Source organism: Candidatus Poribacteria bacterium (assembly GCA_021295715.1).
Taxonomy (GTDB): Bacteria; Poribacteria; WGA-4E; order WGA-4E; family WGA-3G; genus WGA-3G.
This window is the reverse complement of record JAGWBV010000044.1, coordinates 15,964-29,537: the sequence shown is the minus strand read 5'-3', so window position 1 is coordinate 29,537 and position 13,574 is coordinate 15,964. Positions and strand designations below refer to the sequence as shown.

9 protein-coding genes are annotated in these 13,574 nt (G+C 48.1%); 5 read left to right on the top strand and 4 right to left on the bottom strand.

Annotated features, from left to right (window positions below):
- Positions 1–74: 74 nt before the first annotated feature.
- Together J4G07_12370 and J4G07_12365 are read right to left on the bottom strand one after the other, a co-directional pair.
- The gene (locus J4G07_12370) at positions 75–350 is read right to left on the bottom strand and encodes a hypothetical protein (GenBank protein ID MCE2414789.1); all 276 of its coding nucleotides are present in this window, start codon (positions 348–350) and stop codon (positions 75–77) included.
- A gap of 173 nt (positions 351–523) precedes the next feature.
- Positions 524–2,638 carry a WD40 repeat domain-containing protein gene (locus tag J4G07_12365; protein ID MCE2414788.1) on the bottom strand — a complete coding sequence of 705 codons (2,115 nt, stop codon included), beginning with the start codon at positions 2,636–2,638 and terminating at the stop codon, positions 524–526.
- Positions 2,639–3,066: 428 nt separating this feature from the next.
- On the opposite strand from J4G07_12365, the gene J4G07_12360 reads away from it, so the two are divergent.
- The 3 genes from J4G07_12360 (at position 3,067) to J4G07_12350 (ending at position 6,289) form a co-directional block, all read left to right on the top strand.
- A complete protein-coding gene (locus J4G07_12360) occupies positions 3,067–3,561 on the top strand; it encodes an HIT domain-containing protein (GenBank protein MCE2414787.1) in 495 nt (164 codons plus the stop codon).
- A gap of 392 nt (positions 3,562–3,953) precedes the next feature.
- On the top strand, positions 3,954–5,168 hold the full coding sequence (gene rhaI / locus J4G07_12355; GenBank protein ID MCE2414786.1) for an L-rhamnose isomerase: 1,215 nt from the start codon (positions 3,954–3,956) through the stop codon (positions 5,166–5,168).
- A 74-nt stretch (positions 5,169–5,242) separates the two neighbouring features.
- Positions 5,243–6,289, top strand: a complete 1,047-nt coding sequence (locus tag J4G07_12350; GenBank protein ID MCE2414785.1) for a Gfo/Idh/MocA family oxidoreductase — start codon at positions 5,243–5,245, stop codon at positions 6,287–6,289.
- Here the strand turns inward: J4G07_12350 and J4G07_12345 are convergent.
- A complete protein-coding gene (locus tag J4G07_12345; GenBank protein ID MCE2414784.1) occupies positions 6,217–6,621 on the bottom strand; it encodes a hypothetical protein in 405 nt (134 codons plus the stop codon). The genes J4G07_12350 and J4G07_12345 overlap by 73 nt on opposite strands.
- A 12-nt stretch (positions 6,622–6,633) precedes the next feature.
- Entirely contained in the window at positions 6,634–7,413 is a 780-nt protein-coding gene (locus J4G07_12340) for an alpha/beta fold hydrolase (protein MCE2414783.1), read from the bottom strand.
- Positions 7,414–8,956: 1,543 nt separating this feature from the next.
- Here J4G07_12340 and J4G07_12335 point away from each other — a divergent pair.
- The gene (locus J4G07_12335; GenBank protein MCE2414782.1) at positions 8,957–9,709 is read left to right on the top strand and encodes a ComF family protein; all 753 of its coding nucleotides are present in this window, start codon (positions 8,957–8,959) and stop codon (positions 9,707–9,709) included.
- A 165-nt stretch (positions 9,710–9,874) separates the two neighbouring features.
- On the top strand, positions 9,875–13,465 hold the full coding sequence (gene smc / locus J4G07_12330) for a chromosome segregation protein SMC (GenBank protein MCE2414781.1): 3,591 nt from the start codon (positions 9,875–9,877) through the stop codon (positions 13,463–13,465).
- Positions 13,466–13,574: the final 109 nt, after the last annotated feature.

Here is a 13,574-nt window from a genome sequence, read left to right as displayed (position 1 = left end):
ACAAGGGACTGCCCCTACAGGGAAAATCCCTTCAACCCAACTGACAATACTATCAAACGCAACTTGACACAGCACTAGCCTATCATAATAACGGTCAATACCACTAAGGGAATGCCTATGAGTGCCATCAGTCCGACTATAAGAGTTGTAACGAGCGAAAGTCTTTTCTCAATGCTCTCATTCTTGGTATTGATATACTCTTTTATATTCTTCTCGAAACTCTCCCTGTCTGCGCTGACTTCCTCTTTGACAATCAGACGAATTTTATTGAGGTCTGCCTCCGTCAACTCGGCAAGAGCCGGCATTGCAATAGCACAGAACAGTATTGAAAAAAGAAAGATCGTTTTCATGGGAAACCTCACGTTATCACGCTGTTATCCCTATCGAGTGGGAGGCAGACACGTGGTTTCCAAGCGGCTACGCTCGATATGTCTGCCAACATGATATAGATAGTGTAGCGGTTTTGGGACTGTTTGTCAAGAAGAGAATGTGGAAAGTTTTAATCTAAACACCTCTTGGGATACTACAAGTAGGGGTTCAGATCCCAGAGGAGAATGGATCCGTCAAAACTCGCACTTGCTAAAAACTCGTTATTGGGTGAAAAAGCGAGTCCCTGCACGTCTGTTGGATGTCCCCAAAATGTGACAATGTGCGTGCCTGTCTCAACCTCCCACACATGGATAGGGACCTTCTCAAAACCCTGTTCCCACGCGGCACCGAATGCCAGGTATCGTCCACAAGATGTAAACGTCAACGAATGTGTCTCCTGACATCCTGTGGGTAGCGGTAACCATCTGTAGATTTCACGACGTTTGAGGTCCCACAACAGAATCCCTTCTGGATCTTCTCCACCGCATGCCAAATACGAACCACACGAAGAATAGGCAAATACGAACGCATGCCGAAACGGTATCGTCGCGAGAATTTGCCTTCGTGTGACATCCCACACACAGATAGTCTCTCCATACCGCAGTTTTTCGGTTCTTGCTTCGCTGCAAACGAGATACGAACCGCACGGAGAAAACCCCCGATTATCCCAGAGTCCCATAATCCCACCGATTTCATCACTTGGAAACTCGCGAATCTCTTCGCCGTGCTCCACATCCCAGAGCCGAACAGACGGACAGTGATCGGTTTCACTGATCAGTAACTTCCCGTCTGGGCTGAATTCCAACGTCGCCATCTCAGCATCTGGGAACCGCTCGTGGAGGTGTGTGAATTGGCAGACTTTTTTCATGCTTTCCAAGTTCCAGACAACCACTATACCTTTTTCGTCCAAACATGCCAGTCGATTGACTTGTGGCGCAAACGCTGCGCGGATCCATTTTCTGTCATGCGCTGTGAACTCAGCGATGAGGACATCTTTATTTTTTTGAGTCTCCCATAGCCTGACGGTGTCGTTATCAAGACTGACGATGTGTCGTTTTCCGCTGGAATCAGGAAAGAAAAACTGTCGTGTTCCGATCGGTTCTGATTCGACTGCTCGGTTTAAACGTCTACTTGCTAAATCCCAGAAGAGAACATCACCGTGCGAATACAACCGACGACCTTCCCGGTACTCAGCAACCACTGTTTTTCCATCGGATGAAAACGCGATCGTATTCGGAAATGAGATTGGCTGGTAGTTCGATGTATACGCGTGCGGTTTGCCGATATGCCAGACTTTGATGCCGCCCTCTCCAGATGCGTGCACCAACCGCGAACCACTTGAGAAATCCACGATTGCATGATCTCCTATGTTTTCTTTAGTCGTATAAAGTTTCTCTTTATCTTCCAAGTTCCACACCGTAATGATAGCGTTGTTTTTGCAGATTTCGTCATAAGAGATCGCTGTGGCGCGGAGGATGCCTTCTGGTGAATAGGAGGCAACCATGCAAGCAGAGCCATAACCTATATACTCCGCTATCTGTTGACAATCAGCCGTGTCCCAAACACAGACAGTGCCATCTTTTCTTCCACCGGAGGCAAGAAAACGACCACACGGCGAAAAGCAGAGGCTATAGATAGAACTCGTGTGTCCTGTGAAACGGGCAATTTGGTCCCCGCGTTCCACATTCCACAGCAACACCGACTCGCCGTTGCTATCTGCTTTCTCACGCCCAGTAGACGCAATCAGGTGCGTGCCAGGTGAGAAGGCTATCGGCATGAAACGCCCACTTTTTTCAGCATCGCCGGTGAATTTCGTGAGCATCTCGCCTGTCTCCGGACACCAGACATTGATAGAAGCGATTTCACTGTGGCTCGTAGCAAACCACCGACTGTTAGGTGAAAACGCCAATGTCGAGGGGGCAGTCTCTGTTGTTATCTCCGTGAGACATGTCCCGCGATGTGTATCCCATATCTTTATGTTGTCGTCCCAATCGCTGGTGGCTATCCACTTTCCATTCGGCGAAAAAGTGGCTCTCCATGCCCCGCGTTTCGTTCCTGATAATGCGACAGGCGACATTGTTGTCACGTTATATAAATAGAGTCCTACCCTCGTTCCGATGGCGAGGCAGTGTCCATCTGCGGAAAATGTTAGCGTCTCCACAAGACCCTGTCCCAATCGTGCGATTGCGCCTTGCGGGAGTGCCCAAGTCGTCGTATCATCTTCGTTCGTTCTGACTGGCGTGGACGATAGCAATTTTCCATTCTCCATCAAAATCTCCTGTGGGATAGTCACAATTATTGAAAAAACACGAGGCTTAACTGAGCACACCGACTCCATTGTTAAACGCTTTTTACTGACTGCTGATAATGGGTGTGGAAACATTTCGTCAAAGACTGTAGATGTCACCCCTACGGGGTTCACTGATGCGGTCTAACTGTGTTCTACAGAGAGGCCACCCCTACGGGGTTGAAGCGAAAACAGGTCAAAAATCACGGATAACCTACGTCCCAAAAGGATGTTAAGACACCTTCGAGTGTTGAATGCCAAAAACTTTACATACCTGCTAATAATTATCTGCTTGCAAGCTTTATCGAAATAGTATATCATATACGTGTCAAAATTTAACCCCTTTTTGCCGCTTATAAAACAAAAAATTATACAACACGGCGTGCTACAGAAGAATAGGAAACCTCTTTATGCGACATAACCTCTTCGTCCCGAACAAAATGCCTTATGCCAAAGGAAAAAACCGTCCAGATGTCCCATGTATTTTGTGTGCAATTGTCGAGAAAAATGATAAAGTCCAAAGACTTGAAGTCCATCGAACTGAACGTTTTACCATCTCGCTGAATCTCTATCCTTACAGTCCGGGGCACCTCTTAATTTTTCCGAATCGGCATGTGCTTGACGTTCGGGAGTTGAATCAGGAAGAGGTTCAAGATCTTCACGAACTCCAATGTCTCTGTTTTGAGGTATTAACGTGCGCCTATCAGCCACGCGGCTACAACGTCGGCTATAACATGGGTGATGCCTCCGGCGCGAGCATCCCGCATTTTCATCTGCACGTTGTCCCTCGATACCCGCGTGAATTGGGATTCATGGACGTTATCGGCGGTGCACGTATCATCATTGAAGATCCAAACGCTACGCAGGAAAAACTTGTAAAGATATTTCAGGAATTGGCAATATAGTCGTTGTCAGTTATCAGTTGGCGGAAAGTTTTAACGTCCGTAAAGTGCTGGAAGTCCGTAAAGTGTGTTAAAGTTTCAAAGATACCTCTTTCAACTTCCCAACTTTAGTACACTTGCAAACTTTCTGATACTTCGCAACTTTAGTGATAAAAGTGGAATGTCGGGTTTCGCTACCGGTACTTAGGCAGAAAGGGTTTCCTTGAAAAGTGGCATATTCGTCCCCATACTCAGGTTTTTGGTGTGTATTTACCGCTCTACCTGGGGAAACACCCAAGCAAAAACACCTACAGATGTATTTTCAAACTGGCGTTATTTGTAAACTTCCTGACCGCTAACGGAAACCTCTTAACTGACAACTAACAACCGATAACCACTCAAGAAAGGAAAGCAGCATGAGCAATCCCGCTTATGATATTTTAGCTGAAACGTTAGAAAAACAGGGGATACAGGTAGAGACTATCAAAGCCCATCTCAAAGAACAACACATCGAAACGCCGTCATGGGGTTACGGTAATTCCGGCACTCGGTTCGGTGTCTTTGAACAACCCGGCGCAGCGCGAAATGCCGCTGAACGTCTGGAAGACGCAGCCACCGTTCATCGTTTCACCGGTATCGCTCCCACCGTCGCACTCCACATTCCGTGGGACAAAACGGACGATTGGGGCGCATTGAAACAGTATGCCGCGGATGTCGGTATCGGCATCGGCGCAATTAATCCGAACGTCTTCCAAGATCAGGCGTATAAACTCGGAAGCGTCTGTAACCCGGATAGGGATACCCGGCGACTCGCGATTGATCACATGCTGGAGTGTGTTGACATCATGGAAAAAACCGGCTCCGATCTGCTCAGTTTGTGGTTCGCAGATGGGACTAACTTTCCGGGACAGGCAAACTTCAGGAAACGCAAAAAGTGGATGGAGGCGGCGTTAGTCGAGGTCTACGATGCACTCCCAGATGCCACCCGTATGCTCATTGAGTACAAGTTCTTTGAACCCGCATTCTACCACACCGATCTCCCGGACTGGGGAACCGCCTACCTCATGGCAACGAAACTCGGTGAGAAAGCGCAAGTCCTCATCGACTTGGGACATCATCCACAAGGCACGAATATTGAGTTCATCGTCGCCTATCTGATTGACGAAGGCAAACTCGGCGGGTTCCATTTCAACTGCCGGAAATACGCAGACGACGATTTAACGGTCGGCTCTATCAATCCACAGGAAGTCTTTCTGATTTACACCGAACTGGTCGCCGCAGAACTCGATCCCGATACGGAAACCGACATCGCTTACATGATTGACCAGAGCCATAACCTGAAACCGAAGGTGGAAGCGAGTATCCAGTCCGTGTGTAATCTGCAAAAGGCGTATGCGAAGGCACTGCTCGTTGACCGGGAGGCACTCGCCGCCGCGCAGGATGCTGCCGACTTGGTTGAAGCAGAATCCATCCTCCAACGCGCTTATGAGACGGATGTAAATCCGTTATTGGAACAGGTCCGCTTGGAGATGGGACGCGATCCATATCCATTGACGGCTTACCGGAAAAGCGGTTACTATGAGAAAATTAGTGCGGCTCGCGTCGGTGGTGAAAGCCAAGGCTGGGCGTAGGGATGGAAGGATGAAAGCAACGGTTAGAAACATGGAAGGTAAAACGTGAACGGTTAGAAGCAGCGGATGGAAGCATGGCAGAAAGGAAGGATGGTCCCCAATCTTCCATCCTTTCCGTCAAACCCCCTCCATCCCGCAAGCAAACCAAGCGTTCTTGCGTTCGTCCTATAACAAATATGAACAAAATTAAAATCGGAATTATCGGTTCGGGTGGGATGGCACGGAATCACCTCACACGATTTGCATCAATTCCAGATGCCGAAATCGTGGCGATCGCCTCCAGAAACGAACAGACAGGCACCCAACTCGCCAAAGAACACGAGACCGTCTTTATGCCTGAATGGGAGCGTCTGGTTGAACGTGAAGACATAGAGGGTGTTGTTATCTGCACCCACAACGACAGCCACGGTGAGATGACGCTTGCGGTGTTGCGATCAGATAAACACGTCTTCGTGGAATATCCACTCGCCAGTGATGTCGGAGAAGGAGAAGCGGCACTGAAACTTGCTGAAAAGCAGGGTCGTGTCCTTCGGGTGTCGCATCCAGAGGCGGTTTCTAACACCCACAAAGCACTCAAGCAAAAGATAAGTGAACTCGGTGATCTGCTGCTCACCTCTTTTGTGCGCTTCACACCCGGTCGCGGTGCGCGTCCCGAGATTCTTTTCAATCTGTCGGTATCCGGAACACCCGCCCACTTTTTCATCTACCACATCTATCCGATTGTGGATTTCTTCGGTGGTGCTGGGTCCGTTAAAAGAAACGCCGTCTACGAAGGATTAAGGGAAAACGGACAATACGACAGGTTTGTCAACACACTCATTGTTGAATTCAAACGCGGTGGCATTGGACAATGGACCTGGGCAGGCGGCATTGCTATTAACGCCGCCGAAGAACACGAACGATATGTTCTCACCGAAGGCACAATAAGCGATGCGGGTGGCGAGTGGCATTGCACAACACCTTCCGGCGCGACACCGCTCTCTATACCCGATTCACCGCAACAGACGCTTCAGGAACTGTGGTTCTCTGAGATCCGAGATGCCGCCGATCAGCCGCCCTGTTTAGACGACGCAGCGGTAGCATTAGAGGCAGTCCGTATCAGTCTTGCATCTGGAGAATAAGTCGTAGGATGGTGGAGATTTTCGGTATCCAGTGGTTCGATTGAAAGTCTGCATCCGAATGCGTTAAGAATGGTTCTAAGCGTGTCAATCGTTAAAGCCTTGTCGCTTGATAGTTTTTCCGAGAGTACCTCCGGCTCAGCGTTAATGCGTTTGACAAGTGCTGATATGCCCCCCTCCACCTCAGCAACCGTTCGGAGTGCCAATAGGACGATTCGCATATCTCCAAAAGTTTGGTATTCTTCCATAATTGCTTGGAGATAGTCCTTCACCCCTCCCGGATCGGAAGCGAGGCGTTGAATCATATATTCTCGCCATGTTCCCGAATCTCTCATCGTTGTGTCTCCTTATGCCAATGTTCGCTGAAACCACGCAACCGATCTGGAAATCACCGCTTGCTCCCATGCAACCGTATTGAAGGTATGATCCGCCTTATCAACGATTTCAAGTTCCGTCAAAGCGTCGCGCTCGTGCATCAATTCGTAATAGCGTCTGCCGTGAGAGGTCGGCACGACCTCATCACCACTCCCATGAATCACGAGGAGCGCGCCCGTAAACTGCTGAATGGTAACGGAAGGGGATATATGGGGAAGCTCCTCATAGAACGCTTTCCCGACGATGTTTGGGTTTAGCTGCGCGATTTCCTCTGGGGTCGGTGTGCTTTTGGACCTTTCCAATATTTCCTGTTTCCGGTCTGGTGGATCGTCCGAGAGCGGTGCCCACATCACGGTTGACTTCACGCGTACATCCTGTCCAGAGACACACGCCGCGACACAGCCTCCCATGCTCAATCCCAAAATACCGATGCGTTCAGGGTCTACGCCTTGCATAGCCGTGAGAACGTCAATTGACTTGATGGCATCGGAAATCTCGCCACCGATCGTCATCTCCGAGAAATCGCCCGCACTGTCCCCGGAACCCCGAAAATCGAAGCGAAGCACATAGAACCCAATAGCGGCGAGTTCCCGTGCAGTTTTGACGAATATCCTGTGCGGCTCAACCTTCGTCCCCGTAAACCCGTGAAAGAAGGCAATTGCCGGACACGGCGCATCGAAACCTGTTGGTGTATGCAGTATCCCATTCAACTGTTGCTCTTTGTTGTAAAATACTATCGGTCTTTCTGTCATATTGCTTGTTTTCCTTAATGTTACGTTTTTATAACATTTTTAAATTGGCATTTCTGTGTGTATTTCGGTTGAGAATCCACGGGTGGCGTGGGTTTCCTGGGGTGTTTCTCTGTTGCGGTTCTCTGTTGGGAAAAAAATAATTTGGTGAAAAGTGTAACATTTTTCATATTTTCGTTTGAATCTCGGATTGACGCAGAGGACGCGGATTTCGGGAACGCCGGATGTCTTGTTGCATACACTGTTGGCTATGGGTTCCGCAGTCTGAACTGTGATTTTTGTGATTTTTGTGATTTACAGGATTACAGATATTATACTCCATAATAGCGGGTGAATGCAAAATGAATACGTGGAACTTGCTCTCAGATGCGGGTGTTGTGTGTCAAATGACCTTCTCTCCTAACAGGACTTACGCAAAATTAGTTTTCATGCCAAAATTGACGGGATATTCCCCAAGAATGCGCAATAAGTGCTTATGCACTTCCCCGGGTATGAATGCCTTATGGCATTCCCCGGGGCGAGTACGCCGCAGAATTGCGCTACTACGAACCAAAGACTTCACAAAAATGGGTCAACTGCGTAAGTCTTACCTAAATAGGTTTGTGTCGTTTCTGACATATTCGTTTCCTGTTTTAAAATCACATTCTTGATTCCATCAATCCAACGATAATCAATTATACCGCATAGGCATTTTCTGTCAACGCTTCACGGGCATTTATCCAGGGTCATTCAATTGTTAAATTGTCTGAATCGCGAATTACACGGATTATGCGGATTACGCGGGTTTTTAAGTCACTGCTCTCCAGAATCTTTATAAAATTTGCGGAATTTCACGGAGATAAGAAATTACCGGATTTCACGTTTTTTTCACAATCCCGGTGCGGTTAGGAAACCGCACCTACCGGACCTGGGGAAATATCAAATTAGTGCTGTAGGTTCGGTTGAAGGGCAGTAAGGCTCTGTGAATGAAAATAAACTGGCATTCCTAAATTATATATGTTATTATATATTATATGTTATTGTATGTGATGTAAACGTCAACGCCCCAATCCTAAAGGATTGGGGAACCTGTGTGAATAAATACCCAAGAACACCAAAAGAAAATGTTACACTTCCGCCAAATTATTTTTTTTCGCGACAGAACATTAGTCTCGGAAATGGCTTGGAACCCAGATGGCACCTAAGGTGAGAGATACTGACCGCTGCACCTGCGATGTTACGCTGGTGTAACATTTCAACGCATCAACATCAAAAGCCACACAAATGCCGCCCCGCTGGGGCTTGGGTTTTCTGGTCTGCACGTATCTACACAAATGCCGCCCCGCTGGGGCTTGGGTTTTCTGGTCTGCACGTATCTACACAAATGTCGCCCCGCTGGGGCTGGATCCACTTGACAAACTGCCTCTTCTCCCGAAAATCCCAAAATCCTGTAAATCCTGATTCTGACAATTATACTTCCCTTTTCCTCAATAATTACTTGACATTAAAGACTTCTTGTGTTAAACTTATTATATAATAACTTCTAATTTCAGTCAGGTAGCGTTTTATGGGATCAAAGCCAATCGGCATGCAAGTACCTCTCTTATTGCGGGATATGTACGAAACCGCGATAACTTTCCTCTATCCCGCAGAATGTCGGGTTTGCAAGGAATATCTTGGGGTTACGTCGATACCTTATATCTGTAATCGCTGCTGGCAGGATATCCAATTCTTCAAAGCACCGTGGTGCGATATATGTGGCACGTCGGGTATTAAAGGACTGTGCGACGCGTGCGCTACGACCCCACCGCGCTATGGGAAACTGAGATCGGTAGCATTTTACCAAACAACACTCCAACAAGCAATACATTTCTTTAAATTTGAGAAGAAAAAGGTGCTCGCGCGACACCTAATTCAACTGATAAACGCCCATATCCCGTCGGACTGTAGCCTTGCAGAATACGATTTTATCTTGCCCATTCCAATTCATAAAAAACGGCTACGGGAACGCGGTTTCAATCAGGCGATGCTTCTTGCCAATGGAATAGCAAAAGCGGAAGGGGTGCCCATTCTCGCAAATACGCTGATTCGGAAGCGACATACAATCGCACAAAGCAGTTTGGACAGAGAGACGCGCCAGCAGAATATCGTCGGTGCTTTTGAAATTCGGAACCCAGACATTATCCGTGGGAAACGACTCCTGATCTTTGACGATGTTTTCACGACCGGTGCTACGATTCGTGAAGCAGTGAGTGAATTGTGGACTGCCGATCCCGCTGAAATCGATGTTTTAACACTCGCGAGAACCTCGGACAATTAGAATCGTGAAACTTTTTTCGCTTATATTGCGTATTATATGAAGGTTCGCGCTATAACTAAGGATGCAGACGTGCCTTCGCATTGCAAGGTGAACGTTTGAAAGTTACACCTTAAAACCGCTTATCATTTCGATAATCATCTAAATTTATAGTGGGAGGTTAGACCTTTGCACTTAAACAGCATCAAAATTCGTGGATTTAAGAGTTTCGCCGAAGAAGTCGATTTTATACTTGAACCCGGTATTACGACGATTGTCGGACCCAACGGCTGCGGGAAAAGTAACGTTTCCGATGCGATCCGATGGGTGCTTGGGGAACAGAGTGCCCGCTCGCTTCGGTGTGCTTCTATGCGCGACCTACTGTTCAACGGTGGTGCTAATTTTGCCCCTGCACAGAAAACAGAGGTGGTACTGCGTTTTGCAAATGGCGAAGGGACCCCTGATACCACCACACAAGATGCTCTGAAACTCGCTCTCGCATCTCCAGAAGTTGAGGTGTCTCGTCACCTGACTCGCAACGGTGAAAGCCGCTATCTGATTAATCAGAACCCGTGTCGTCTTCGAGACATCAGCGAACTCTTTATGGACACAGGTATCGGCGTAGATGCTTACTCCGTTATGGAACAGAGTAAGATTGACCTGATTCTGAACGTCCGTCCCGAAGAACGTCGCTTTCTTTTCGATGAAGTCGCCGGTATCACTAAATATAAACACCGTAAGAAAACAGCACTCCGTAAACTTGAACAGACCGAGCAAAACCTCGCCCGTATTAACGACGTGATTCAGGAGTTACAGCGCGAAACCGAGTCACTCAAGGAACAGGCGGAACAGGCGCGGCACTATAACACACAACAAGCGCAGTTGAAGCAGTTTGAATTGGAACTCGCGCACCTGGAATACGATAAACTCCGAACAGACTATAATCAAGCACAAACCGATTTGGATGAGGTTCTCACCACTGTTGCGAGTGCTTCTGAAACCCTTAAAGCTGGTGAAGAACGCATTGAGAACTCCACAAACCGCCGATCTGAGTTGGATGAAGCTATACGTGAAGGACAGACCGCACTCCGCGAGGTTGAATCACAGATTGAGCAAATCGAACGTCAGATAGTGCTTCACAAGGAACGCCAACTCAACATTCAACGGGAACGGGAGCGGGCACTCCAAACGCTTGAATCTTTAAAAGCGCAGCAAACAGGGGTACTTACACAGCTGCGGGAACGAAACCAAGAGTATCAAAAACTTGAGGCATCCTGCAAGATAGAAGCGAGTCGATTGGCGGCGCGTCAGCAGCTTCTCACAGACCTCGCGGGGCGTATCAGCAGGGCAAAGGACTCCGTGCAAGAAGCACGAGATGCCTTGCGAGAGATTACAACGGAGTTGGGAGAACGCGAACGTGAACGCTTAACGATTGAGCACACGTTGACGAATACCGAAGGGAATCTCAACCGCCTGAAAGAAAATAAGGCAGCGTTAACGGCTAAGCTCAGCACTGCTAATGATGCCCGCGATGAAGTCCAGTATGCCGAAACCCAATTGAAGGCAGCACTCGTTCAAATCGAGACTAAGAAAAATCAGGCAGAGATAGACTTCAGTGAGAATCAAGACGCACTCCGTAAGATTGAAGCCGAAATCCAAGGTTTACAGAATACCTTAGGCGCCAATGTCTCACGGCTCAAATCGCTACAGGAACTGCAATCTGCTTATGAGGGATACTATACGGGTGTTCGGGCAATCATGCAGGCGAAAACTCACTATTCCGATCAGTTTCAAGGGGTGTGCGGTGTCGTTGCTGAACTCGTCACAACGGATACCGAGTATGAGGTCGCAATAGAGGTAGCACTCGGGAGTGCTATCCAGAATGTTATTACTGAAACCGCTGAGGATGCACAAAAGGGCATCGCTTTCCTTAAACAGCATCGCGCAGGTAGAGTCACGTTCCTCCCTCTGGATATATTACGTGGACGTAGATTTGAAGATGAGGAACTGCTGGACCGACCGGGTGTTATCGGAATCGCTGAGGAATTGATCAATTACGACCCGAAATACGAGGTTGCGATGCGGCATCTCCTGGGCAACACGCTTGTTATTGAAGATTTGGATTCAGCAATTGCCCTGACCCGTCAATTCCGTCTAAGTGCGCGTCTTGTTACATTAGATGGCGAAGTCATTAATACATCTGGTGCTATCACCGGCGGTCAAACAAACCAGAGAAAAGGCAGACTCCTCAGTCGTGCGCGTGAGCTTGAGACGCTTGAGGAAGAGATCGGGAAGTTGACACAACACTCCAATAAGAAGGATCAGAAACGTAAGGCATACGCTGCAACAATAGCGAATCTGCAAAAAACGCGGCAGACACTCACGGCACAATGGCAGGATAAACGGGTTGAAAAAGCGTCATTGACGAAAGACTTAGAGCAGGCAAACCTGCAAGTTATCCAGCTCGAACAGCAACTCGCTGCCCTTGAAGTTGAAAACCGAGAATTGGACAGTGCAGTCGCGGCATCCCGCGAAGAACAAGAAACACTTGAAACTGAAATCGCGTCCTTGACCCAAAAGAGCACTCGGACCGAGCGATGGATCGAACGCATGTCCGAGCAGATTGAAAGCGAAAATCGGAAACATGCTGAGGTTGCGAACACTTGTCAGGAGATGGAAGTCTTCCTGGCAGGACAGCGTCAGAAACTTGAGAGTTTAGCATCCGAAGTCCAAATGTTCAAGGAAACACAGGCACGAATAGCAAAGGATATCGCTGAACAACAGACAATTCTTGACACAGACGAACAGAGGAAAAGTGACCTCGTGGAGCAGGTAGCTGCAGCGCAACGTGAATTTCTCCGTTTAGAAGGGGATCGCGCCGAAGCGGAATCACGCGTTGACGAACTGACCGAAGAACGTGAGACGCTCCTTCAGGAGGTAGAGGTTCTCCAAAAAGAGATGCGTGCAACCCGCAGAAACTTTGAAAAACAGAACCGGGCACGTCATAAACTCGAAGTCGCCACAACGCAACTCGAAATGCGCATAAAATCGGTCTCAACCCGCATCCACGATAAATATCAGGTTTCGATCGATGCCCTGCCGCCAATAGCAGATAACGAACAAGCGATGGACGAGATCGATCTGTTGGATAATATTGAAAAGTTGAAAGCAGAAATTTCTGGAATGGGCGCAGTCAATCTCAAAGCGATTGAGGCTTACGAGGAATATAAGAAACGCCACGATTTCCTGATTTCGCAGCGCGCTGATCTTCAACAATCGGTTCAAGACACGTATCAGGTAATACAGAAAATTAATCAGACATCGAGAGAGGTATTTCTTGCGACATTTGAAGCGGTGCAGACGAACTTCCAAGAGGTATTTACACAACTGTTTGGCGGCGGTGAAACCGAATTACTATTGACGGATCCGTCCGATGTGCTCGATTCGGGCATCGATATTATCGCTCGTCCGCCGGGCAAACGTCCACAGAGTATCACGCAACTTTCGGGTGGAGAACGTTCATTGGTGGCGATTGGACTCCTGTTTGCCGTCTTCAAAATCAAGCCGAGTCCTTTCTGTGTCCTCGATGAAGTCGATGCCGCACTCGACGAAGCGAATGTCCTCCGCTTCACCAACCTTATCCGTGCCTACGCTGAGAACACGCAGTTCGTCATTATCACCCACAACCGTCGCACGATGGAAATCGCTGATGCTATGTACGGTGTGACGATGGAACAGGCGGGTATCTCGAAAATTGTCTCTGCTAAGTTTGCGGAATAGCCGTCGGCAGTCAGCAGTCAGTAAGAGCAATCTACGGCAGGAATAGTCATCAGTGGTCAACAAGCGATTGTTTTCAAACTGCCTGATGTTAAAAAAGCAGTAAAGGATA